Origin of the sequence: Qipengyuania nanhaisediminis (assembly GCF_045862805.1) — a bacterium.
GTDB lineage: Bacteria > Pseudomonadota > Alphaproteobacteria > Sphingomonadales > Sphingomonadaceae > Erythrobacter > Erythrobacter nanhaisediminis_A.
In genome coordinates this window covers 2,255,960-2,277,515 of sequence record NZ_AP025760.1, presented here as the reverse complement: position 1 = coordinate 2,277,515, position 21,556 = coordinate 2,255,960, and the positions used below count along the sequence as shown (strand labels likewise).

Here is a 21,556-nt window from a genome sequence, read left to right as displayed (position 1 = left end):
TTGCCCCTTAACCGCTTTTTGCCGAACTGCCAACGCGGGGTGCGTCCGCTCGCGTCACCGGAAGCCGAGATTGCGCAGAGCGAAGAACACCTGGAAGCTGTTTCCGGCCTCGGCATCGCCCGCGGTGATGAAGTCGCGCCGCCACGTCGCGCCGAATTCTATGCAGTCATCGCTGTAGGCGACGCCAAGCCGGGTGCGGATCGGTTCGAAGCCGTCGGGCGCGAACAGAGGGTCCTCGGCAGCGCTGGTCAGATTGACCACGCCCGATCCGAACACCGACCAGTGGCGGCCGATGGTAAAGCGCCCGGCCGCGCGGATTTCCTCGCGGTCCTGCAAGTCCTCGACCGTCTGGATGTCGCGGTTGAGCCGCAGATAGCCGACTTCGACGTAATTGCGCTGCGAACCGATCGTCGCGTCGATCTCGTTGCGGCGGATTGCGAGGCTGTCCTTGTCGATCCGGAAGCGGTGCGTGAAGACCAGCGAATTGCGCAGGCGCACCTCGGTGCGACCGACGAAATCGGAGACGCGCTCGGACAGGCCGGTGCCGTCGGGAAAGATCTCGCGCTCATTGGTCAGGCGATAGGACTGGCCGACGCTCGACTTGATCCGCATCCCCGGCCGGGTCAGTTCCCAGTCGATCCCCCAGGTGACGCGCGCGCCGTCCTCGACCCGGTCATAGCCGGGGAAGCGGTTGAGCGCGAAGAGGTTGGAATCCTCGAGATCGATCGCGCGCGCATCCTCGTTGGGCACGGCGAGATTGCGGATCGGCGGGCTGGCGACAAATTGCAGGCGGGGCTTGAGTACCTGCGTGCCGCCAAAGGCTTCGCCCACGAACGGCCATTCGATGTCGAGCGCCGCCGTGGCGATGGCGCGGGTGGTCCAGCCTTCATTGCCGCGATAGGCCGCGGTAAGCGTCGAGAGCGTGTCAGCCGTGTTGTAGACATCGCCGCGCACCAGGCCGGTGAGAGTGACCACCTGTCCCAGCGGGGTCAGCCGCCGCAAGTCCCAGCGCGCGCCGGCAAAGGCGCGCTGCGTGTCCTGCCCGTCCTTGCGGATGAGATTGAGCGTGTTGGCCTGCAACTGGACCTGTCCGCCCAGGACCGGTTCTTCGACGATGCGGCGGTAATCGAAGGCCGGCAGCGCCACGGGGACCTGCCCCTGGTCGGCATTGATCCTAAGCGTCTGGGTGGCCCAGCCGGCAAGGCTCAGATAGCTCTTGTCGTCGATCCGTTCGAGATTGATGGTCGAGCGTAGCCGGTCGTCGCGGCTGAGATCGTAGCGGCGCAGGAAGGTGCGGTCGCTGGCCAGCCGGATTGATCCGGTCAGGCTCCATTCGGGCGAGAACAGGAAGCGGCCATTGGCGGCCAGATAGCCGCGCGGATCGCTCTGCGTGGTCGGGGTCGCGCCGAAATTGGAAACCCGCCGGCTCGAGGTCGCATAGCCGGTGATCTGGTAGGCGCCCTTGGGCGTCAGGTGGCGCCACTGGGCCGAGACCATCGGGGCGGCATCGGTATAGACGAAAGCGCCGAGGGTGAGGTCCTGGTTGTCGGCGACGCGCCAGTAATATTCGCCCGAAACCTCGACACCGTTGACCTGGTCGATGCGGATTTTGGGGGTGAGAAAGCCGCTTTCGGCGCGCCCGTCGGTGCGCACGGTGAGGCCCGGCAAGGGCAGGATCCGCGCCCCAAACAATTCCAGCATCGCGCCGCGGAACCGCACCCGGTTGTCCTGCGGGTCGTAGATCACCCGGTCGGCAGTGATCCGCCAGCTCGGGTCCTTGGCGCAGCCTTCGGGATCGGTGACCGCGCAGGCGGTATAGGCGGCATCGGTGAGCAGCACCGTGCCATCCTCGCCGCGTTCGGCAGAACGCGCCGCCAGCCGCCCGCCTTGCCGCAGGGCCAGCAGCAGGTCGTCCATCGCGCCGGCTTCGAACTTGTCGGTAAGCTCGAGGTTCTCGGTGAAGATCTGGTTGCCCGCACTGTCGACAAAGCGGATGCCGCCGCGCGCGGTGATCGCGCCGGTCCGGCGATTCCAGATGACCTCGTCGGCGCGCACCGAGGCCTCGTCGCTGGTGAGCACGACCTGTCCGCGCGCGGTGACCGTCTCGGCCTCGCTGTCATAGCTGATCTGGTCGGCCTCGAAATCGATCTGCTCGCTCTCGCCTTGCGCGAAGCCGCGATTCGCCTCGTCGGCTTCGGCTTCGGCTTCGGTCTCGGTGAGCGCACGCTCGGGCGCTGCCTCCTGCGCGCGCGCAGGCACTGCCAGGGCCAGCGAGGCAAGCGTCATCGCGCCCAGCGCCAGCGTGCCGGTCAATGATCGCCATGCGGTGTGGCAGCCCGCGCTTTCACAGACCCGTAATGCTCGTGACATGGCTTGCCTATTGCACCGCTCGGGCCTAATCGCAATCGCCATTGGCGGGCCGGGCGCAACATACAGCGCGCCCATGACTTCCCCCTTCCGGGCGGAGGCCATTTCGTGCCCCACGTCAGCCATCCCTCACTCCGGAGCGACCATGCAAATCCAGTTCACCAAGACCGCACCCGACAATGTCCGCCTCCATGCGCGGATCGTGAACCAGGGAGACACGCTGACCGATCTCGATCCCCTCCTCGTCGAAGGCGCGCCCGCGGCCCGGTTCAAGGGCAGTGCGGGACAGGTTTTCGAAGGCTTCATGACCGAGGACGGTGCGCTGCGCCGGGTTGCGCTGGCAGGTGCTGGCGAGACCGACAGCGATCGCCGCCGCCTCAACCTGGAACGCGCGGGCGCGGCGCTGACGGCCAAGTATCTGCGGTCGGGCGAAAGCGAGATGGTGCTCGACCTTGGCCATGCGGCCTTGTCCGGTGCCGAGGCGGCGGCGGTGCTGCTGGGCGTGCGGCTGCGCAGCTGGGCGCATGACGATTATCGCACCAAGCTTCCCGCCGAAAAGAAGGTGACGCTGGGCAAGGTCCATGTCATCGGCGCGCCCGAAGGCACCGAGGCATCGTGGGAAGCCGAGGCGGCGATCGCCAAGGGGACCGAGTTCACCAAGACGCTGATCACCCTTCCGCCCAACAAGCTCTATCCCGAAAGCTTCGTCGAATTGTGCAAGGAAGCGTTCGAGGGCACCGGTGCCGAGATCACCGTGCTCGACGAGGACGAGATGGAAGCGCTCGGAATGGGCGCGCTCCTCGGCGTTGGCCAGGGTTCGGCCAAGGCTTCGCGGCTGCTCGCGATCCGCTGGAACGGCGGGAATGAGGGCGACAAGCCCACCGTCTTCGTCGGCAAGGGCGTGACCTTCGACACCGGCGGCATCTCGCTGAAGCCGGGGCCCGGCATGGAAGACATGAAGTGGGACATGGGCGGCGCGGGCGCGGTTGCCGGCGGCATGCTTGCCCTTGTCAGCCGCAAGGCCAAGGCCAATTGCGTCGGCGTTCTCGGCCTCGTCGAGAACATGCCCGATGGCAATGCGATCCGTCCCGGCGATGTTCTGACCACCATGAGCGGGCAGACGGTCGAGGTGCTCAACACCGATGCCGAAGGGCGGCTGGTCCTGTGCGATGCGCTGCACTGGGCGCAGGAGCAGTACGATCCCGCACGGATCGTCGATTTCGCGACCCTGACAGGGGCGATGATCATCGCGCTAGGCAACGAGCATGCGGGCCTGTTCGCCAATGACGATGACCTTGCCGAGCAGCTGACCGGCGCGGGCAAGGCGACCGGTGACAAGCTGTGGCGGATGCCGATCGGGGCTGCCTATGACAAGCTGATCGACAGCCAGATCGCTGACGTGAAGAATGTCGGTCCGCGCCAGGCCGGTTCGATCACCGCGGCGCAATTCCTCCAGCGCTTCATTCGCAAGGGCACCCCCTGGGCGCATTGCGACATTGCCGGAATGGTCTGGTCGGACAAGCCGGGCCACGCCCACGACAAGGGCGCGACCGGTTATGGCGTGCGGCTGATCGACCGTTTCGTCTCCGACAATTTCGAAGGCTAGGGCGGGCACGCGCGCATGGCGCGGATGCGCAAGAAGGCGGACCTTCCGACCAAGATCTGCGCGGCCTGCGGACTGCCCTTCGCCTGGCGCAAGAAATGGGAGCGCGACTGGGACAATGTCCGCTATTGTTCCGAGCGCTGCCGCCGCGGCAAGGGAACCGTGCAGACCAGTGGGGAATAGCGCGTGAAGGTCGATTTCTGGCAATATTCGGGTGACGGGGCCGAGAAGGTCGTCGTCCTGCTTGCCAAGCGGATCCTTGCCGAAGGCGAACGCCTGCTGGTTGTGAGCAAGGATCCAGACCAGCGCGATGCGATCTCGAGGGCGCTGTGGAAGGCGGAACCGACCAGCTTCCTCGCCAATGGCGAAGCGGGGGAGCCGGGCGAGGACAGCCAGCCGATCCTGCTGTCCGCCGATCTCGCCCCCATCAATGGCGCAAGCCACGTCGTTATTGCCGATGGCGAATGGCGCGCTGCCAGCGGTTTTGCCCGCGTCTTCCTGCTGTTCGATGCGAGCGGGCGCGATGCCGCGCGCAGCACCTGGCGTGGGCTCGACGGGACCGAGGGGCTCGAACGCCGCTATTTCGCCCAGGAAGACGGGCGCTGGGTGCAAAAGGGCTGAGACTTGCGAGGCGCCGATTGTTCGGCAACAATCGCGGTTTCTGGTCAGTCAATCGGATGAGAGGAGGCCATCGTGAGCAGGATCTGGGGCGGGTTCGTTGTCAGTGCGCTGTGTCTCGCGCTCGCGGCATGCGGGGGCGAGGAGACCGGCGAATTCGTCACCGAAGACGGCGATGAGGGGCAATACGAAGTCGACCCGGTCAGCGGCGAAACCAGCATGACGGTCGATACCGCGGATGGCGCGGTCTCGCTGCGCTCGGGCGCGAATGTCCCGCTCGACCTTCCCGCCGGCTTCACCCTCATTACCGGCGCGCAGGTGCTCACCAACACGGTCGTCGACCAGGCTCAGGGCAAGGGCACGCTGGTCTCGTTCCGAACGGAAAAATCGCCCGATGACATCGCTGCCTTCTACCGCCAGCAGGCCGAGGCGGCGGGCATCGCCATCCAGATCAGCACCGAGATGAATGGCGGGCGCATGCTCGGCGGGGAAAACGAGGCGAGCGGGATGACCTTTACCGTCACCGCCTATCCGGCCGAGGACGGGACGACCACCGGGCAGCTGGTGATCGGCGAGGGCGGCTGACGCCTGCCGGGTTGCGGGCGGCGGAGCGCACGGCGCGCCCGTCGCGATCAAATACTTGAACTTGGCAGCGCTCGCAGCTAGGGGCGCGCCGGTAATTATCCCGGCTCGCAGCGAAGCCCTCGCTGCGCGCACCCTCTCTCATCCAAGGAATTTCTCATGGCGGTCACCCGCACCTTTTCGATCATCAAGCCCGATGCCACCCGCCGCAACATCACCGGCGCTGTCACCAAGATGCTGGAAGAAGCCGGTCTGCGCGTCGTCGCCTCCAAGCGCATCCGCATGACCCGCGAACAGGCCGAAGGCTTCTACGCGGTGCACAAGGACCGCCCCTTCTTCGGTGAACTGGTCGAGTTCATGATGAGCGAGCCGGTGGTCGTGCAGGTGCTCGAAGGCGAAGACGCCGTGAAGCGCAACCGCGACATCATGGGCGCGACCAACCCTGCCGAAGCCGCCGAAGGCACGATCCGCAAGGAGCACGCGCTCTCGATCGGCGAAAACACCGTCCACGGTTCGGACAGCGAAGAAAACGCGAAGATCGAAATCGACTTCTTCTTCAGCGAAGACGAAATCGTCGGCTAACGCGCTTTTTCCAAACCGCAAGATTACGAAGGGCCGTTCCGCGCAAGGGGCGGCCCTTTTCGTATCAGCCGCCAGTGCCGAAACGCGCCAGTTGGGCGGCGTGATCGCGGTGGCGGCCCGTGGCGCTTGCGGCCATTTGCGCGCGCATCGCGGCCAGCGCCCGGGGCGTGAAGTCCAGCCCGAGCTGACCGTAGGCGGAGGCGATCGCGGATTCCCAATCCTCGTTGAGCGAAGCGAAAGACAGCCGCGCTGTCTTTCCGCTCCAGTCGGCAAGCGCGCTCGCCAGCCGTTTCTCGCGAAGCGCGATCTTGTGGTGCCACAAGGCTTCGATCCGGGCCAGATCGCATTCATCCGACTGGACCGCCATCTGGTTGGCCGAGAGCGAGACCGCGCTGCGGTGGACAGCTTCGAGGTCGCGCTCGGCGATCACCACCCGCGCCTCGGGGAACCGGTCGAGCAGGACGGGCAAGTCCTCGGCAAAGGCGGGCACCTTCATCACCCGCGGGAGCGACGCATTGCCGCGCAACGCGGCGTCTGTCCCTAGGATGCGAGCGAATTCGCGGTAGATCGGCGCGGGGTCGCGCGCCTCGCTCCACGCCGAAAAGCTCCGGATGTGCCACTGGGTTTCGTAGATCGAGTGGTGGAGCGCGGCGGAAATCCAGCCCAGTTCCTCTTCGGGTGCGCTCGCACCCATCGGGTGGATCGCCTGAAGCCATGGATTGAGCGCGCCGAGCATGGCCAGCTCCGCTGCCGACTTGGCGCGCCTTGCCCATATGGATGTCTCCGCCGGATGGAAGGCATCGCAATAGCGCGTGTGCGCATGGGCCGGATCGGCGGCTAGCAGGCGATGAATGCGGGTGGTGCCGCTGCGCATGTGACCGATGACGAGGATCGGCGGGGCGAGCGCGGTTTCGAGCAAGGCGGGGCGCTCTGCCCACAGGGCGCCCAGCGCCAGCCGGTTGCTCACCGCGCGGGACAATTGCCCCCAGGCCATGGTCTTGCCGAGCGGGTTGAGCGCAGCCTCGTCCCGCACCGAGGCCGCAAGCCTTTCGAGCCTTTCGCGGAAATCAGAAACGTCCTCGGCGCTGCGCCCGGCGTGTTCGGCCGTGTCGGCGCGCGGCCCATGGCGCTTTCGCGCCGCTTGCCACAGCTCGTCCGGGTCGAGCGAGGGTTCGGGAAGCCAGCCCCTGTCCCATGCCCTGCCGAGGAAAGCGCTCGCCCTGTCGGCTAGCGGGGAGCGCGCGAGCGGGTGGTCGCGCAGCGGCGGTTTAATCAAAACCGGTCGGCCGCGTCGCGCAGCTTGGTTAGCCGGGCAGGGGCGACCGCGCACCAGCTGCGTTCGAGCCATTGAGCGACGTGGTCCCAATCAATCCCGGGCCGGTTGAGGATCACCCCGATCCACCCGCTCGCGCCGTAATAGGCGGGCTTGAAATAGACGTCCGGTTGGGTTTCGACGAGGCCGAGCAGCTCGTCCATGCTCCCGGTCTTGACCAGCACCGCGATGTGCTGGGAGCCGTGATGCTGGTCGTTGAAATGGGCGAAGAACTTGCCCGATTTTTCCGTGCCGACGCGAAATCCGGGCGAACCGTGGCTTTCGCGTTCATGCGTTTCGGGAAGCGCCAGCGCCAGCTCGCGCACGCGGGCAAGGAGGTATTCGGGATCGTTCCCGCGCGACACGTATTCGGCCACCGCGCGCGGATAGAGCTGGTGTTCCGCCAGCTTGACCCGCGCGGCGAGGCCTTCGGGCGTATCTTCGGACGCGATCGCGACCTTCGCCTGCGCCAGCACCTCGCCCGAATCGAGTTCGGGAGTGACGAGGTGCACGCTCGCCCCGCAATGGCTGTCCCCTGCTGCAATCGCGCGGGCGTGGGTGTCGAGCCCCTTGTATTTGGGCAGGAGCGAGGGGTGGATGTTGAGGATCCGGCCTTCCCAGCGGCGAACGAATCCCTCGGACAGGATGCGCATGTAACCGGCGAGCACGATGAACTGCGCCCCGGCATCTTTTGCCGCCTGCTCCATCGCCGCGTCATGGTCCTCGCGCGAATGGCCCTTGTGCGGATGGGCGAAGGTCGCGATGCCTTCGATCCGGGCCAGTTCCAGCCCACCCGCATCCGCGACATTGCTGGCGACCAGCACGATTTCGAAGGGCGCGCCTTCAAGCCTGCTGGCATAGAGCAGCGCGGCCATGTTGGTGCCGGTGCCCGAAATGAAAACCGCGATTTTGGCCGGTTCAGCCAAGATGCGTGGCCTCCCAGTCTGCCTTGGCGCTCCAGGTGCCCTGCGAGCCGCGCACGGTGCAGCCGGTCTGCCCCTCGCGGATCTCCCCGACCGTCACGACGCTCTCGCCCGCTTCCTCCAGCCGCTTCGTCACCGTCTCGGCATCACCGGCCGCCACCGCCAGCACCATTCCCACGCCGCAATTGAAGGTGCGCGCCATTTCCGCCGGTTCGATCGCGCCCTCGGCCTGGAGGAAAGCCATCAGCTGCGGCTGCTCCCACAGGTCGGCATCGACATGGGCATGCGCGCCGTCAGGCAGGATGCGCGGGATGTTCTCGAGCAAGCCGCCGCCGGTGATGTGGGCAAGGCCGTGCACCAGTCCCTCGCGGATCAGCGGGAGCAGGCTCCTGACATAGATCCGGGTCGGTTCGATCAGCGCATCGATCAGCAGCCGATCGGAATCGAACGGGGCAGGGGTTCCAAGCTTCCAGCCCTTGTCGGCGGCGAGCTTCCTCACCAGCGAATAGCCGTTCGAATGCACCCCCGAACTCGCCAGCCCGATCAGGACATCGCCTTTTGCCACCTTGTCGCCGGTCAATTGCTCGCCGCGTTCGACCGCGCCGACGCAGAAACCGGCGAGGTCATAATCGCCCGGGCCATACATGCCCGGCATTTCGGCGGTCTCGCCGCCGATCAGCGCACATCCGGCCTGCTTGCAGCCCTCGGCAATACCAGCGACCACGCGCTCTGCGACCCCGTTCTCGAGCTTTCCGGTGGCGAAATAGTCGAGGAAGAACAATGGTTCCGCCCCTTGCACGATCAGATCGTTGACGCACATCGCGACCAGATCGATCCCGACTTGGTCGTGCCGGTCGAAATCGATTGCGAGCTTGAGCTTTGTGCCTACGCCGTCATTCGCCGCGACCAGCAGCGGGTCGGCATAGCCTGCCGCGCGCAGGTCGAAAAAGCCGCCGAAACCGCCCAGTTCGCTGGTCGCTCCGGGGCGGGCGGTGGCCTTTGCAAGCGGGGCAATCGCCTTGACCAGCGCATTGCCCGCATCGATCGAAACGCCGGCATCGGCATAGGTGTAGGGTGTTTTTGTGTCAGCCATCGCTGCCGCTTTACCCTTTCAGGCTTGGAATTCCACGCCGGTTTGGGCAAAGACCGGCCAGATTTCCCCGATGACGGCATCAACGACCCTTTCCGGCCGGTTTGCAGGCCCGCTTGCAAGAGCTTTCCCGCATTTGCGCTGGGCGCTCGCGGCCGTGCTTGCGCTGGGGCTCCTGGCAGGCGGCTACGCGCTGGTCCTGGCTCAGGTCTCGGGCGAACGGGGTATCGCGCCGACCGCGTCGAGCGCCGACCTCGAAGTGCGCGGGATCGCGGTCGATGTCCGCGCCGAAAGCGGCGCCGAGGCGCGCGACCAGGCCTGGCGGCAGGCGCAGCGCGAGGCGTGGGAACAGCTGGGCGGCCCGGCAATCTCCGACAGCCAGCTGGCCGGAATGGTCTCGGCCATCGTCATCCAGCGCGAAAGGATCGGGCCGAAGCGCTATATCGCCACCCTGGGCGTGACCTTCGACCGGCAGCGCGCCGGGCGCTTCCTGGGCGGGACGACCCGCGCGCGCTCGTCCGCGCCGATGCTGCTGATCCCTGTCACCGCGAGTGCGGGGACATATACCGCATTCGAACGCCGCAATCCGTGGCAACGCGCCTGGGCCGAATTCAATCCGGGCACCAGCCGGATCGATTATGTCCGGCCGAGCGGTGCGGGCGGCGATTCGCTGCTGCTGAATTTCGGACAGGCCGGCCGCCGCAGCCGCGCCTGGTGGAGCTCGACGCTCGATCAATATGCCGCCGCCGACGTGCTGGTCGCCGCGGTGCGGCTAGAACACGCTTTTCCCGGAGGACCGATCACCGGGACCTTCACTGCGCGCTATGGCCCCGACAGCAAGCCGCTGGACAGTTTCAACCTCGAGGCTGCCGGCCCGGACGCGCTCGGCGACATGCTCGGCCAGGCGGTCGAAGCGATGGACGCGATCTTCGAGCAGGCTCTGGCCGACGGCAAGCTCCGCCCCGATCCCACTCTGCGCCTGGGTGGGTCGGGCCGGGTCGATCCGGCGATCCAGCGGCTGATCCAGATCGGCCGCGCGATCCAGCAGCGCGATCGCGCCGTGGCTTCGGCAAATGCTCCCGCAAGCAATGAGGGCGCTGCCGCCGCGCCCGAAGGCGGCGCCGCTGCGGCCCCGGCTCCTGCTGTCGTGCGCGCCATCACGGTGCAGTTCGCCACCCCCGATCCGGCCACCTTCGATGCCACTCTGACCGCAATGCGCCAGGTGCCCGGCGTGCGCGCGCTCGCGGTCACGAGCACCGCGATCGGAGGCACTTCGGTGATGAGCGTGAGCTTTGGCGGCGAACAGGCGGCGCTTGCTGCGGCCTTGCGCCAGCGCGGCTTTGCCGTGCGCGAGGGTTCCGGCGCCATTGCCATCAGTCGATAGGCTGCCCATGGCCGAGCCGCCGACCAATGCGTCCCAGATCGCACTGCCGCTCGTGCCTCAGGGCGCAGGCCATGCCCGGCGGATCGTGGTCGGCAATGCCAATGACCGCGCGATCGAGGCGATCGCATCGCCTGACAACTGGCCGTTCAACACTGCCGTCCTGACCGGTCCGCCGCGCTCGGGCAAATCGCTGATCGGGCGCTGGGCGAGCGAACAGGGCATCGCGGTGATCGACGGCGTCGATGGGTGGGCCGAGGAAACCGTCTTCCATCGCTGGAACGCGGTGCAGGAAGGCGGTGCGAAGGCCGGCAGTAAGCTGTTGCTGATCGCCGCTGCCACACCCTGGAACATCACGCTGCCCGACCTGCGTTCGCGGCTGGGCGGTTCGCTCCAGCTTGCCATCGGCGAACCCGACGATGCCATGGCCGCGAGCCTGATCGAAGCCCATGCCGAAGCGCGCGCGCTCACTCTGGCGGAAGGCGCGGCAGACTACCTCGTTCCGCGCACCCGCCGCAGCTTCGCCGATATCGAGGCGCTGGTCGCCGCGATCGACCGCATCAGCCTTGAACGGCAGGTGCCTGCTACCATGTCGGTATGGCGCGCCGCGCTCGAAGCCCTGCAAGGGCCCGACCAGCGCCGGCTCTTGTAACCCGGACAAGGCGCACGGGTCTGGTTGCAATTCCTGCAGTTTGATGGGAGAATTTGCGCATGTTCGATCGGCTCAAGGCGTATCTGGACTCGGTCAAGGCGCGCGATCCCGCTCCGCGCTCGCGCTGGGAAGTCCTTCTCTATCCCGGCGTGCTCGCACTCGGCCTGCACCGCGTGGCGCACTGGCTGTTCGATGCCAAGCTGTTTTTTCTCGCGCGGTTCATAAACCATTTCAGCCGCTTGCTGACCGCGATCGATATTCACCCGGGTGCGCGGATCGGGCGCAACCTGTTCATCGACCATGGCTTTACCGTCATCGGCGAAACCGCCGAGATCGGCGACAATGTCACGATCTACCAGTCGGTGACGCTTGGCGGGACCAACCCGACCAACGGCATTGGCGGCAAGCGGCACCCGACGCTTGCAGACAATGTGATCGTCGGATCGGGCGCGCAGATCATCGGCCCGATCACCGTGGGCGAACGCGCACGCGTCGGTGCGAATGCGGTGGTGATGGAGGACGTGCCCGCAGGCGCTACCATGATCGGCATAAAGGCGCGCTCGACGCTGGTCCCGGCAGAGGAATGGGCGCGCGAATTCATCCCCTACGGCACGCCTTGCGAGGATGCCGAGGGCAACAAGATCGATTGCTTCGAAAAGCTCGAAAGCGAACTGGCTTCGCTGCGCACCGAGCTTGCCGCGCTCAAGGCCGAACGGAACCGTGATCGCGAAGCGGCCAAGGCGCACAAGCAGGGTTCGCTCGACCTTGCGCCCAAGAACGGAACCGACGACTGATGGTCGCCAATAGCGGGGCCGGATCAAAGACCGGCCAGGTCGTTGCCTTTCCCTCGCGCAAGGAAGGCCAGGTCGGCTTCGAGCGCGAGGAATTGCAGCGCATACTCGACCTCTATGGCCGCATGGTGGCTGCTGGCCAGTGGCGCGATTACGCGATGGATTTCGACCGGCAGGCGGCGAGTTTCGCGGCCTTCCGCCGCGCCGCCGAACGTCCGCAGGCGCGGATCGAGAAGCGCCCGGCCCTGCGCGCCAAGCAGGGCATCTACACCCTATTTGGCGAGCACGGCCAGGTGCTCAAGCGCGGATCGGACCTTGCCAATGTGCTCGCTCCGATCGAGCGGCGGCTGGTCAAGGCGGTCGACGACTAGGCGCTCAGGTCGCAGGCTCGGCAGCGGGCGGTGCAAGCGTCGGCGCCTCGGTCGCGGGCAGCTTGTCCTGCCAATCGGCAGGCAATGCTGCGACCACCGCGCGCCGGATCGGCTGCCAGAAGGCCGAAAGGCTCAGCAGCGCAGACCCGATGACCAGCGCGGTGAGCGCGAAGTTCAGCTCGACCGCTCCGAACTCGCGGAACAGGAAGGTCAGCGCAAACAGCACATAGACCAGCGCCGAGACCAGCAGCGCGCGGCGATCGACCGCGAGCGCAAGCAATCCGAACGCGACATAGACCGCGAGAACCGCGAATGCGGCACCAATACCGAGATTGTCGCCCTCGGTCACTCCGAGCAGCGCGAAGACCGGGTGAGCGATCATCGGGGCGGCCAGCAGGTGCAGCCAGAAGGCGACATCCGAGCGCCGCGTGGTGCGCTCGCGGTCGGAAATGTCCCAGCGCATCGCGAAGCCGAAGACCGCGAGCCCTGCGATGAACACGAGGCCGAGCACAACCGTCTCGTCGACATTGTCGGGTCCAACCACGGCAAGGATCAGGCCGATGATCGTGGCTGCCACCGCGCCGGTTCCGGCAGCGACGGTGATCGGAACCATGAAGCGCCGCCAGTGAACCCATGCCGCCAGCGCCGCGAACAGCCCGGCTCCGGAAATGACGAGCGCGACAGCGGTATCATTGTTTCCGAGCATCGCAGCACCCATGCCGATCACGGCCATGAACGCCCCGCCGACAAAGGCGAGCAGCAGCAGGATCGAGGGCAGCGCCATCCGCCGGCGGCGGGTGAAAAACTCCGCGAGCGGCCAGGCGGCCGCAGCGACCATCAACCCGGCAAGCCCGTATTGCAGCGCCTCGCGCGCCTGGTTGGCATTGCGCCATGCGGCCATCTCCTCGGCCGACGGATCGCGGTTCACGAAGTCCATGAAACTCTCGACCGGGGCAAATAGACCGGCAATCGCCTGGGCAATCGCGCCCACCGCGATCAGCAGGATCACCACGCCGATGCTCACGAAAATGTCGTTGAAGCTGTTGATCAGGCGGAAATCTTCCTCCGATCCGCGCGGCAATTGCCGCACCAGCGTCATGTGTGCGCGAAAGGCCTCGGCGGCCTCGGGGGTGAGCGCCCCCGCGCTCACGGCGGAATTGATGTCTTCTTCGGAATACATGGCCCGGCTCTCCCTCCCGGTGAATGGCCGCGAGGCTAGGCAAGGCGTATTACTGTGTCAATACACCTCGGATGGGCTGTGGGCATGGGTGGTGGGCAGGCGCTGTGGACTGGGCAGAGGACCAAAGCAAACGGCCCCCGCGCATTGTCCGCGCGGAGGCCGTCAATTGCCGTGGGGCGTGTCAGTGTCAGCCGCGGGCCGAGGACGGACCGGTGCCGGTCACCTTCTGCATCGCGGTCAGGATCGCGCCCGATTGTTCCGAACCCGATTGCGGCGCCTTGAGGTTGGAGAACTCGCTGATCTTGTCCCAGTTGTCGGCAAAGCCTTCGACCGTGCGCTGGCCATCGGGCAGCCAGACCGCGTCGTTCATCACCGTCCATGCCGAGTGATAGCCGCCGGCGCCTGCACCGACGATCGCATTGGTGGGCGCGTCCTCGCTGACGAGGTAGAGCGCCGCCGGGACCACGTTGACCGGATCGAACAGCTTGAAGGCTTCTTCGGGGAAGAGGTCTTCGGTCATCCGCGTGCCTGCCACCGGCGACAGCGTGTTGCAGCGGATATTGTATTTCGCACCTTCGAGCTGGAGCGTCTTGGTGAGCCCTGCAAGACCAAGCTTGGCCGCGCCGTAATTGGCCTGGCCGAAATTGCCGAACAACCCGGTCGAGGACGCGGTCATCAGCACGCGGCCATAGGCCTGCTCGCGGAAGGTTTCCCAGCACGCCTTTGTGACGAAGGCCGATCCGGTGAGGTGGACCTTGACCACGAACTCGAAGTCCTCGGGGCTCATCTTGTGGAAGGTCTTGTCGCGCAGGACGCCGGCATTGTTGATGAGGATGTGGACGCCGCCCCATTTCTGCTTGGCGTCGGCGACCATCTTTTCCATCTGCTCGTATTCGGTGACCGATCCGCCGTTCGACATGGCCTCGCCGCCGGCTTTCTCGATCTCCTCGACCACCTGCAACGCCATGTCGGAATGGCCGGTGCCGTTGCGTGCGCCGCCCAGATCGTTGACCACGACCTTGGCCCCGCGCCGCGCCAGTTCGAGCGCATATTCGCGGCCCAGACCGCCGCCGGCGCCGGTGACGATGGCGACCTTGTCCTTGAAGTCGATGCTCATGGGGGTGTTCTCCTGTCAGATTTGCGGGCGCTGGATTGACGCTCGCGTAAACTTCTCCGGGCCGGTGGGTGGCATTTTCCGTGTTGCGTTGCAACAGGGGGCGAAGCGGGGTCGCCATGCCGTAGGGTCGCCCGGGAGAGCCCAGCCGTCTTACAGCGCCTCCAAGGCCAAAATCAGGCCATCAAGCGAATCGATCACCGCGTCGGCGCCCAGCGCACCGGGTTCGGCATCGCAATAACCGTAGCCCGCCGCGATCACCGGCACGCCGGCATTGCGCGCGGCCTTCACGTCATAGGAGCTGTCCCCGACAAAGGCGAAGCTGCCGCCGCCGCAAAGCCGCCGCGCCTCGACCACGGGCGCGCCGTCGGGCTTGGACCGGTAGCGGCCCTGTGCGTCCTTGCCCAAGGTGTCGCCGCCGATCACGCAGTCGAAAGGCGCGAGAAAATCGAGGCTGGCGAGGATCGACCGGGCGAAGCTTTCGAACTTGTTGGTGACCACCGCGAGCCGGACGCCGCGAGCGCCAAGCTCGGCCACCACTTCGCGCGCATGGGGGTAGGGCGCCGAATGCACCGCATTATGCTCGGAATAATAGCCGAGCATCGCCTTGTAGAGCGTGCGGAACTCGTCGTCTGGCAAGCCGCCCTGCGCCTCGATCGCGCGTGCCAGCATGATCTTTGCCCCGCCGCCGATAAGGTCCTTCGAACTGTCGACCGGGACGGGATCGAAACCGCCGAGTGCGAGCGCGTGATTGACCGCGGTGCCGAGGTCGCGAAAGGTGTCGAGCAGCGTTCCGTCGAGGTCGAACCCGACAGCGTCGAAGCGAAAGTCAGGCATCCCCGCGAGGCGTGGCCCAGCGCGGCGCAAATCACAAGTGGTTGCTGTCGGTTGCTGGTGGTTGCGCGGCTTGGGGCGGCGGGCGTAAGGGGGTGGGCATGACCGATTTTGCCGCCATCATCCTTGCCGCGGGCAAGGGCACCCGCATGAAGAGCGACCTGCACAAGGTGCTTCACCCGATCGCGGGCAAACCCATGCTGATGCACCTGCTCGACGAATTCGAACAGCTTGGCCCGCGCCGCACCGTCATCGTGGTTGGTGACAAGCGCGAACAGGTCGATGCGGCGCTGACCGGACGCAATGTCGCCACCGCCCTTCAGGACCCGCAGCACGGCACTGCCCATGCAGCCCTCCAGGCGCGCGCGGCGCTTGAAGGGTTCTCGGGCCATATCCTCGTGGCCTTCGGCGATGTGCCGATGGTGCGCGCTGATACGGTGCGACGGCTCACCGACACGCTCGCCTCGGGCGCAAAGGTCGCGGTGCTCGGCTTCCGGCCCGACGATGCGCTCGCCTATGGCCGGATCATCGCCGACGATGACGGCACCGTGCGCAAGATGGTCGAATACAAGGATGCCAGCGACGAGGAGCGCGCCTGCAAGCTGTGCAATTCGGGCCTGATCGTCGCCCATTCGGACGACATGTGGCCGCTGCTCGACGCGGTCGGGAATGACAATGCGCAGGGCGAATACTACCTGCCCGACGTCGCCACCGGCGCGATTGCGCGCGGCGACACGGTCAAGGTGGTCGAATGCGAGGCAGGCGAGGTCGCAGGCATCAACAGCCGCGCCGAACTCGCCGCGGCCGAAGCACAGTGGCAGGACTTCAAGCGGCAGGAGGCGATGGAAGGCGGAGCGACCCTGCGCGCTCCCGAAACCGTGTTTTTCAGCTGGGACACCAAGATCGGGCGCGACGTTCTGGTCGAGCCGAATGTCGTCTTCGGCCCCGGCGTCGAAATCGCCGACGGCGCACATATCAAGGCGTTCAGCCATATCGAGGGCGCGACCATCGGCAGGGACGCCGAGGTCGGCCCCTTTGCGCGACTGCGGCCCGGAGCGGTGATGGAAGAGGGCAGCTTCATCGGCAATTTCGTCGAGATGAAGAAGGCGACGCTTGGCCCGGGTGCCAAGGCCAGCCACCTGTCCTATATCGGCGATGCCACGGTCGGCGCGAATGCCAATATCGGCGCGGGCACGATCACCTGCAATTATGACGGCTATTTCAAATACCAGACCACGATCGGCGAGCGCGCATTCATCGGGTCGAACAGCGCGTTGATTGCTCCGGTCACGATCGGCGACGACGCGATCGTGGCGGCAGGCAGCGCGGTGAGCCGCGATGTCGGCGCGGGCGACTTGCGGATGGTGCGCGGCGAACAGCTGGTAAAGCAGGGCTGGGCTGACCGCTTCCACGACGCGATGAAGAAGAAAAAGGCGGCGACAGCCAAGAACAAGGGGTGAGCGAGGAGCCGCTCACCTGCTGGCTGTGCGGGCGCGGTTTCGACACGCGCATCCAATGGCATCACCCGGTGCCCAAGTCGAAAAAGGGGCGCGAGACGGTCCCCGTCCACCCGATCTGTCACAAGACGATCCACCTCAATTTCACCAATGCCGAGCTTGCCCGGATCGGCGATGATCCGGACGCGCTGCGCGAACACGAGGCGATCGCGAAGTTCGTGCGCTGGGTCAGCGGAAAACCGCCCGATTTCCATGCGCCGACGCGGCGTTGATCGCCTGCATCCGGGAACGATCGGGTCGCGTAACTGCTCTTGATAATGATGCGCATGCAAACAGGAGCAGCTATGAAAATCGGGAAATGGATCGCAGGCGGGATCGCGGTGGCCGCACTGGGCGGGGCGGTCGCCTTCGCGCAATATCGCGATATCGAGCAGCCCGACTACGAGGTCGTGGTCGCCGATGACGCATTCGAGCTGCGCCAATACGCCCCGATGATCACCGCCGAAGTGGTCCACACCGGGACCCGCGATGCGGTGCGCGCCAAGAGTTTCCGCCGGCTCGCGGCCTATATCTTCGGCCAGGACCGGCCCGATGGCGGAGAGGATATCGCGATGACATCGCCGGTGATCACCGACCGGGTCGACCAGGACGAACCGATCGCGATGACCGCCCCGGTTATTTCCGAGCAGGACAGCGAGGGGCGCTGGCGGATGCGGTTCGTGATGCCGGCCCGGTATACGCTCGACACGCTGCCGACGCCGCCGTCGGACATCACCCTGTCACAGGTCCCGGCACGGCGGATCGCGGCGGTGCGGTTCAGCGGCAATGCGCGCGCGTCAGACCTTCGCGTGATGGAAACGCGACTGATCGACTGGATCGACAGCCAGGGGCTCACCGCCAAGGGCGAGGTGCAGTATGCCTTTTACGATGCGCCCATGGTGCCAGCGCCCCTGCGCCGCAACGAGGTGATGGTCGAAGTGGCCGCCCGCAACTGACGGAATTGATGCGGGCGGCGACCCCTGGGCGCGCTCGGCGCGCGTCTCAGGCGTTTTCGAGGGAGCCGGGCGCGTGGCGCTCGCTCGCCTGGCTCGCGGCAAACTCGCGTTCCCATTGTTCGAATTCGCTGCGGCTGAGCAGGTAGCGTTGGCGCGCTTCGTGGAAGCTCATGGCGCGCTCGTGCACGGCGCGCACCACGCCTGCCTTGCGGTTGGTCGACCAGTGGACCTTGTGGGTCTTGGGAAGGCCATAGCGCTTGATTGCATCGGCGATCGAAATGTCGCGGGGGTATGCCATTCCTTTCTCCTTGCTTGAGAGTTGCATCGGGGGTTCGCGAGCCATGAACACCGCGCCAGCCCTAATTCGGGCTTAGCGATCGTGGTGAACAGAGCGCTTACGACACCTTGCGTGGCGCAGTTGCGGCGAACCGAGGCAAAACTGTCGGACGCTTTGACAATCGCTCCCCTGGCGCACGGAAAAGGGCGGCTCCCCGCATGGAAAGCCGCCCCTGATCGCATGGCCCTTTCGCCTGCTTATTCGTCCATCAGCTGCTGCATCAGGTAGATATATTGCAGCGCCTGGATCTTGGCGCGCTGTTCGTTGTCGACCCCGCCCGAATGGCCGCCCACCGTGTCCTCGAAATAGTAATAGGGCTGGCCGAGCTGCTTCAGCCGCGCTGCACCTTTGCGCGCATGGGCGGGATGGGTGCGGTCATCGGCGGTCGAGGCCCACAGGAACGGGGTAGGATAATCGACCCCTTCGACCAGCTTCTGATAGGGCGAATAGCCATCGATCCATGCGCGCTGTTCGGGAATGCGCGGATCGCCATATTCGCCGATCCACGAAGCCCCGCGCCCGATCAGGTGATAGCGCACCATGTCGAACAGCGGGATCTGGACGATTGCCGCGCCGAACAGTTCGGGCCGCTGGGTGATCGCGGTGCCGACCAGCAGCCCGCCTTGCGAGCCGCCCTGGATGCCGAGATGTTCGGGGCTGGTATAGCCGCGCGCCACCAGGTCCTCGGCGACCGCGATGAAATCGTCCCAGGTGCGCTGCTTGTTCTCGCGGATCGCGCTCTGGTGCCAGCCGGGACCGAATTCGCCCCCGCCGCGCAGATTCGCCAGCACATAGGCGCCCCCGCGTTCGAGCCACATCTTGCCGGTCGAGCCGAGATAGCCCGGCAGGCGCGGGACCTGGAAGCCGCCATATCCGCTCATCAGCACCGCGGTCTCGCCATCCATCGCCATGCCCTCGGGCTTGACGATGAAATAGGGAATGCGCGTCCCGTCGGCGCTGGTCGCTTCGTGCTGCTCGACTTCCATGCCGGCGGCATCGAAGCGCGGGGGCGAGGTCTTGATGACCTCGGGATCGCTCGTCCCGTCGCTGTAATAGAGCGTGGTCGGTTCGAGAAAGCCGGTGACGGTGAACATGATCTGGTCGCTCTCGTCGGAGCTTGCCGCGATGCCCACGGTCGCGTTGTCAGGCAGCGCGACCTGTTCGCTCACCCATTCGCCATCGGCGAAATTGAACTTGAGCACCTTGCCAACGACATTGTCGAGCAGGCCGACATAGAGCGCATTGGCAGTGATCGCGCCGCCGCGCTTGGTCTGGCGTTCGGCCGGCGCCCAGACGAGCGTCTTTTCTGCGCCATTGGGGTCGGATTTCCACTCTTCCAGCTCGACCGCGACGAGGCTGTCGGCCGGGAAGGTCTGCCCGTCCACCTCCCAGTCGACATCGGTCGAGAACAACAGGTGCCCGTCGACGATGCCATAGGGATTGGCCTTGGCGGGAAGGTCGAGCTTGACCCATTCGCCGTCCTTCTCGACGAAATATTCGCGTTCGTGGAAGCTGACGCCGCGATAGCCCATGCGCGCATGGATCACGTCGTCGCTGTCGCGCAGCAGGTATGCGCCGGCAGACACGTCACTTGATTCGCCGCGGAAGATTTCCTCGGCATTGACGATATCGGTGCCGCGCTTCCACAGCCGCGTGGTGAAGGGGTATTCGCTGTCGGTGAGCGTGCCTTCGCCGAAATCGCGGCCGACCAGCAGCGTGTCGCGGTCGAGCCAGCTGACGCCGCCCTGGCTCTTTGCCTCGAGCTTGAAGCCGTCTGCGACGAACTGCTTGGTGCGGGTGTCGAATTCGCGCAGGATCGTCGCGTCCTCGCCGCCATCGGACAGCGCGATCATGCACAGGTCGAGATCGGGTGGCAGGCAGGACGAGCCCTTGTAGACCCATTCCCTGCCCTCTGCCGCGGCGAGCGCGTCGATATCGAGCACGGTCTCCCATTCGGGATTGTCGGTGCGATAGCTTTCGAGCGTCGTGCGGCGCAGGAGGCCCTTGGGGTTCTCCTTGTCCTGCCAGAAATTGTAGAGCCCGTCGGGGCGGAAGCTGACGAACGGGATGCGGTCCTCGCTGTCATAGATCGCGAGCGCCTCGTTCTTGAGCGTCTCGAAACGCGGATCGGCCTCGAGCACCCCGAGGGTGCGCGCATTTTCCGCCTCGACCCATGCGAGCGCCTCGTCGCTGCGTGCTTCCTCGAGCCAGATGAAGGGATCCTCATCGGGGCCGGGGATCGGCGCGGTCTGCGCCTCGCCGTGCCCTTCGGCCGAAGCCGCGCTGGTCATCGAGATGGTCATGGCTGCGGCCAGGAAGCCGGTGATTGCGAGCGTGGAAACAATTTTCAAGTCGTCCTCTCCATGTGCAGATGCGTTGGTGCGAGGGTGGCGACCTCCCGGGCAAAAGGGAAGCCAAATCATGCGCCGATCCCCGAACGCAGGGGCGATATAGAAGCGCGCTGGTTTGCACCTGACCCCGGGCGCGCGCGGGGTGGGTTACAAGAGTTTACATATGACAGTGAACACGCGTTAACGATTTCAAGCGAAAACCTATGTGTTCAAACGGAGATAGGATTCGCGCGATGACCACAGGTGCGCAAAAGGAATTTGTTCGGCAGGCCGATGCCTATGCCTGCATCTGGCTGCAAGGAAAGGCGGTCAAGGTGAAGGTCCTGTGGCTGACCGACAGCCATGCCGAGATATGCTTTGATGCGCCGTTCCCGGTTGAAAAGGGGCAAAGCACCGCGCTGCTGGTGCGCGATTACCTGAGCTTGCCGATGGTCGCGGAGAACGTTTTCGGCCTGAATGTCCTGCTGAGGCTCAAACTGCCCTTGCACGAAAGCGTCCTGCGGCTGGTCGCCGCCGAACTGTCCGAGCGCGGCACGCAGAGATACACCTGGAAGGCACGTCCCAAATGGTCGGCTGCAGCGCGCGGAATTGCCGCGGATCACTCCGAAAACGAGGGGCGCGCCGCCTGACACGGTGCTGTCTTGCGGGCCATGTCGATGCCCGGCCAGGGCCCGACCAGGTAATGGCCATTAGCCAAGCAAAAAGGGCGGTCCCTCGCGGAACCGCCCTTTCTCAATTTGTGTCTTGCAAGCCCGGTCAGGCTTCGACGTGTTCGGCGAGCACGGTCAGCCCGTTTTCGCTGACTTCGGCAAAGCCGCCGCGCACCGCGATGGTCTCTGGGGCCGCGCCCTCGGTCTTGTAGACCTGAACCGAGCCGTCGCGGATAGTGCTCATGAAAGGCGCGTGGCCTTCGAGCACCCCGAATTCGCCTTCCGCGCCCGGGACGACGACCATGTGGACGTCTTCGGAGCGGACCAGCTTGGCCGGGGTCACGAGTTCGAAGTGAAGTGCCACGA

At 65.7% G+C, this 21,556-nt stretch carries 23 protein-coding genes; 13 read left to right on the top strand and 10 right to left on the bottom strand.

What is annotated here, in order from left to right:
* Window positions 1-54: 54 nt before the first annotated feature.
* Window positions 55-2,286 carry an LPS-assembly protein LptD gene (locus tag ACKTSM_RS11075; RefSeq protein WP_407876358.1) on the bottom strand — a complete coding sequence of 744 codons (2,232 nt, stop codon included), beginning with the start codon at window positions 2,284-2,286 and terminating at the stop codon, window positions 55-57.
* Between the two features lie 226 nt (window positions 2,287-2,512).
* Between ACKTSM_RS11075 and ACKTSM_RS11070 the strand changes: the two genes are divergently transcribed.
* From ACKTSM_RS11070 to ndk, 5 genes are all read left to right on the top strand, one after another.
* Window positions 2,513-3,973, top strand: a complete 1,461-nt coding sequence (locus ACKTSM_RS11070) for a leucyl aminopeptidase (RefSeq protein ID WP_407874708.1) — start codon at window positions 2,513-2,515, stop codon at window positions 3,971-3,973.
* Between the two features lie 15 nt (window positions 3,974-3,988).
* A complete protein-coding gene (locus tag ACKTSM_RS11065; RefSeq protein WP_407874707.1) occupies window positions 3,989-4,153 on the top strand; it encodes a DUF2256 domain-containing protein in 165 nt (54 codons plus the stop codon).
* Window positions 4,154-4,156: 3 nt separating this feature from the next.
* Window positions 4,157-4,591 (top strand): DNA polymerase III subunit chi, encoded by a 435-nt coding sequence (locus ACKTSM_RS11060; RefSeq protein WP_407874706.1) that lies wholly within the window; start codon window positions 4,157-4,159, stop codon window positions 4,589-4,591.
* A 72-nt stretch (window positions 4,592-4,663) separates the two neighbouring features.
* A complete protein-coding gene (locus ACKTSM_RS11055; protein ID WP_407874705.1) occupies window positions 4,664-5,173 on the top strand; it encodes a hypothetical protein in 510 nt (169 codons plus the stop codon).
* 156 nt (window positions 5,174-5,329) lie between these two features.
* Window positions 5,330-5,752: a nucleoside-diphosphate kinase gene (ndk, locus tag ACKTSM_RS11050; protein WP_407874704.1), complete on the top strand. Its 423-nt coding sequence runs from the start codon at window positions 5,330-5,332 to the stop codon at window positions 5,750-5,752.
* Between the two features lie 64 nt (window positions 5,753-5,816).
* Here the strand turns inward: ndk and ACKTSM_RS11045 are convergent, their stop codons facing one another.
* The 3 genes from ACKTSM_RS11045 to purM are packed head-to-tail and all read right to left on the bottom strand — an operon-like array spanning window position 5,817 to window position 9,080.
* Window positions 5,817-7,028, bottom strand: coding sequence for a sulfotransferase (locus ACKTSM_RS11045; RefSeq protein ID WP_407874703.1), 1,212 nt, complete (start codon window positions 7,026-7,028; stop codon window positions 5,817-5,819).
* On the bottom strand, window positions 7,025-7,990 hold the full coding sequence (gene purN / locus ACKTSM_RS11040; RefSeq protein WP_407874702.1) for a phosphoribosylglycinamide formyltransferase: 966 nt from the start codon (window positions 7,988-7,990) through the stop codon (window positions 7,025-7,027). Before purN ends, ACKTSM_RS11045 begins: the two co-directional genes overlap by 4 nt.
* Complete coding sequence (gene purM / locus ACKTSM_RS11035) at window positions 7,983-9,080, bottom strand: phosphoribosylformylglycinamidine cyclo-ligase (RefSeq protein ID WP_407874701.1); 1,098 nt, start codon at window positions 9,078-9,080, stop codon at window positions 7,983-7,985. The genes purN and purM overlap by 8 nt, the downstream gene beginning before the upstream one ends.
* A 70-nt stretch (window positions 9,081-9,150) precedes the next feature.
* Here purM and ACKTSM_RS11030 point away from each other — a divergent pair, with 70 nt between their 5' ends.
* From ACKTSM_RS11030 to ACKTSM_RS11015, 4 genes are read left to right on the top strand one after another with little or no spacing between them, the layout of a single operon-like run.
* On the top strand, window positions 9,151-10,461 hold the full coding sequence (locus ACKTSM_RS11030) for a heavy-metal-associated domain-containing protein (protein ID WP_407874700.1): 1,311 nt from the start codon (window positions 9,151-9,153) through the stop codon (window positions 10,459-10,461).
* Between the two features lie 7 nt (window positions 10,462-10,468).
* The gene (locus ACKTSM_RS11025; protein WP_407874699.1) at window positions 10,469-11,110 is read left to right on the top strand and encodes an HdaA/DnaA family protein; all 642 of its coding nucleotides are present in this window, start codon (window positions 10,469-10,471) and stop codon (window positions 11,108-11,110) included.
* A gap of 59 nt (window positions 11,111-11,169) precedes the next feature.
* Window positions 11,170-11,904 carry a serine O-acetyltransferase EpsC gene (epsC, locus tag ACKTSM_RS11020; protein WP_407874698.1) on the top strand — a complete coding sequence of 245 codons (735 nt, stop codon included), beginning with the start codon at window positions 11,170-11,172 and terminating at the stop codon, window positions 11,902-11,904.
* On the top strand, window positions 11,904-12,272 hold the full coding sequence (locus ACKTSM_RS11015; RefSeq protein WP_407874697.1) for a DUF2794 domain-containing protein: 369 nt from the start codon (window positions 11,904-11,906) through the stop codon (window positions 12,270-12,272). Before epsC ends, ACKTSM_RS11015 begins: the two co-directional genes overlap by 1 nt.
* Before the next feature lie 4 nt (window positions 12,273-12,276).
* Here the strand turns inward: ACKTSM_RS11015 and ACKTSM_RS11010 are convergent, their stop codons facing one another.
* From ACKTSM_RS11010 to ACKTSM_RS11000, 3 genes are all read right to left on the bottom strand, one after another.
* On the bottom strand, window positions 12,277-13,452 hold the full coding sequence (locus tag ACKTSM_RS11010; protein WP_407874696.1) for a hypothetical protein: 1,176 nt from the start codon (window positions 13,450-13,452) through the stop codon (window positions 12,277-12,279).
* A gap of 187 nt (window positions 13,453-13,639) precedes the next feature.
* Window positions 13,640-14,569: an SDR family NAD(P)-dependent oxidoreductase gene (locus ACKTSM_RS11005; protein WP_407874695.1), complete on the bottom strand. Its 930-nt coding sequence runs from the start codon at window positions 14,567-14,569 to the stop codon at window positions 13,640-13,642.
* 150 nt (window positions 14,570-14,719) lie between these two features.
* Window positions 14,720-15,403 (bottom strand): HAD hydrolase-like protein, encoded by a 684-nt coding sequence (locus tag ACKTSM_RS11000; protein ID WP_407874694.1) that lies wholly within the window; start codon window positions 15,401-15,403, stop codon window positions 14,720-14,722.
* A gap of 98 nt (window positions 15,404-15,501) precedes the next feature.
* On the opposite strand from ACKTSM_RS11000, the gene glmU reads away from it, so the two are divergent.
* The 3 genes from glmU (at window position 15,502) to ACKTSM_RS10985 (ending at window position 17,852) form a co-directional block, all read left to right on the top strand.
* A complete protein-coding gene (glmU, locus tag ACKTSM_RS10995) occupies window positions 15,502-16,860 on the top strand; it encodes a bifunctional UDP-N-acetylglucosamine diphosphorylase/glucosamine-1-phosphate N-acetyltransferase GlmU (protein ID WP_407874693.1) in 1,359 nt (452 codons plus the stop codon).
* On the top strand, window positions 16,857-17,129 hold the full coding sequence (locus tag ACKTSM_RS10990; RefSeq protein WP_407874692.1) for an HNH endonuclease: 273 nt from the start codon (window positions 16,857-16,859) through the stop codon (window positions 17,127-17,129). The genes glmU and ACKTSM_RS10990 overlap by 4 nt, the downstream gene beginning before the upstream one ends.
* A 72-nt stretch (window positions 17,130-17,201) precedes the next feature.
* A complete protein-coding gene (locus ACKTSM_RS10985) occupies window positions 17,202-17,852 on the top strand; it encodes an SOUL family heme-binding protein (RefSeq protein ID WP_407874691.1) in 651 nt (216 codons plus the stop codon).
* 46 nt (window positions 17,853-17,898) lie between these two features.
* On the opposite strand, the gene ACKTSM_RS10980 is transcribed toward ACKTSM_RS10985, so the two are convergent.
* Window positions 17,899-18,150, bottom strand: a complete 252-nt coding sequence (locus ACKTSM_RS10980) for a DUF1153 domain-containing protein (protein ID WP_407874690.1) — start codon at window positions 18,148-18,150, stop codon at window positions 17,899-17,901.
* A 236-nt stretch (window positions 18,151-18,386) separates the two neighbouring features.
* On the bottom strand, window positions 18,387-20,480 hold the full coding sequence (locus ACKTSM_RS10975) for a prolyl oligopeptidase family serine peptidase (RefSeq protein ID WP_407876357.1): 2,094 nt from the start codon (window positions 20,478-20,480) through the stop codon (window positions 18,387-18,389).
* Between the two features lie 293 nt (window positions 20,481-20,773).
* Between ACKTSM_RS10975 and ACKTSM_RS10970 the strand changes: the two genes are divergently transcribed.
* A complete protein-coding gene (locus ACKTSM_RS10970; protein WP_407874689.1) occupies window positions 20,774-21,169 on the top strand; it encodes a hypothetical protein in 396 nt (131 codons plus the stop codon).
* A 127-nt stretch (window positions 21,170-21,296) separates the two neighbouring features.
* Here ACKTSM_RS10970 and ACKTSM_RS10965 read toward each other — a convergent pair whose 3' ends face one another.
* Complete coding sequence (locus ACKTSM_RS10965; RefSeq protein ID WP_407874688.1) at window positions 21,297-21,554, bottom strand: ATP synthase F1 subunit epsilon; 258 nt, start codon at window positions 21,552-21,554, stop codon at window positions 21,297-21,299.
* Window positions 21,555-21,556 lie beyond the last annotated feature (2 nt).

Excerpts from the sequence above, each read along its gene's own strand:
- ACKTSM_RS11075 (WP_407876358.1), bottom strand. The coding sequence starts at position 2,286 with ATGACGCTTGCCTCGCTGGCCCTGGCAGTGCCTGCGCGCGCGCAGGAG.
- ACKTSM_RS11070 (WP_407874708.1), top strand. The coding sequence starts at position 2,513 with ATGCAAATCCAGTTCACCAAGACCGCACCCGACAATGTCCGCCTCCAT.
- ACKTSM_RS11065 (WP_407874707.1), top strand. The coding sequence starts at position 3,989 with ATGGCGCGGATGCGCAAGAAGGCGGACCTTCCGACCAAGATCTGCGCG.
- ndk (WP_407874704.1), top strand. The coding sequence starts at position 5,330 with ATGGCGGTCACCCGCACCTTTTCGATCATCAAGCCCGATGCCACCCGC.
- purM (WP_407874701.1), bottom strand. The coding sequence starts at position 9,080 with ATGGCTGACACAAAAACACCCTACACCTATGCCGATGCCGGCGTTTCG.
- ACKTSM_RS11030 (WP_407874700.1), top strand. The coding sequence starts at position 9,151 with ATGACGGCATCAACGACCCTTTCCGGCCGGTTTGCAGGCCCGCTTGCA.
- ACKTSM_RS11025 (WP_407874699.1), top strand. The coding sequence starts at position 10,469 with ATGGCCGAGCCGCCGACCAATGCGTCCCAGATCGCACTGCCGCTCGTG.
- epsC (WP_407874698.1), top strand. The coding sequence starts at position 11,170 with ATGTTCGATCGGCTCAAGGCGTATCTGGACTCGGTCAAGGCGCGCGAT.
- ACKTSM_RS11015 (WP_407874697.1), top strand. The coding sequence starts at position 11,904 with ATGGTCGCCAATAGCGGGGCCGGATCAAAGACCGGCCAGGTCGTTGCC.
- ACKTSM_RS11010 (WP_407874696.1), bottom strand. The coding sequence starts at position 13,452 with ATGTATTCCGAAGAAGACATCAATTCCGCCGTGAGCGCGGGGGCGCTC.
- ACKTSM_RS11005 (WP_407874695.1), bottom strand. The coding sequence starts at position 14,569 with ATGAGCATCGACTTCAAGGACAAGGTCGCCATCGTCACCGGCGCCGGC.
- ACKTSM_RS11000 (WP_407874694.1), bottom strand. The coding sequence starts at position 15,403 with ATGCCTGACTTTCGCTTCGACGCTGTCGGGTTCGACCTCGACGGAACG.
- glmU (WP_407874693.1), top strand. The coding sequence starts at position 15,502 with ATGACCGATTTTGCCGCCATCATCCTTGCCGCGGGCAAGGGCACCCGC.
- ACKTSM_RS10985 (WP_407874691.1), top strand. The coding sequence starts at position 17,202 with ATGAAAATCGGGAAATGGATCGCAGGCGGGATCGCGGTGGCCGCACTG.
- ACKTSM_RS10980 (WP_407874690.1), bottom strand. The coding sequence starts at position 18,150 with ATGGCATACCCCCGCGACATTTCGATCGCCGATGCAATCAAGCGCTAT.
- ACKTSM_RS10975 (WP_407876357.1), bottom strand. The coding sequence starts at position 20,480 with ATGACCAGCGCGGCTTCGGCCGAAGGGCACGGCGAGGCGCAGACCGCG.
- ACKTSM_RS10970 (WP_407874689.1), top strand. The coding sequence starts at position 20,774 with ATGACCACAGGTGCGCAAAAGGAATTTGTTCGGCAGGCCGATGCCTAT.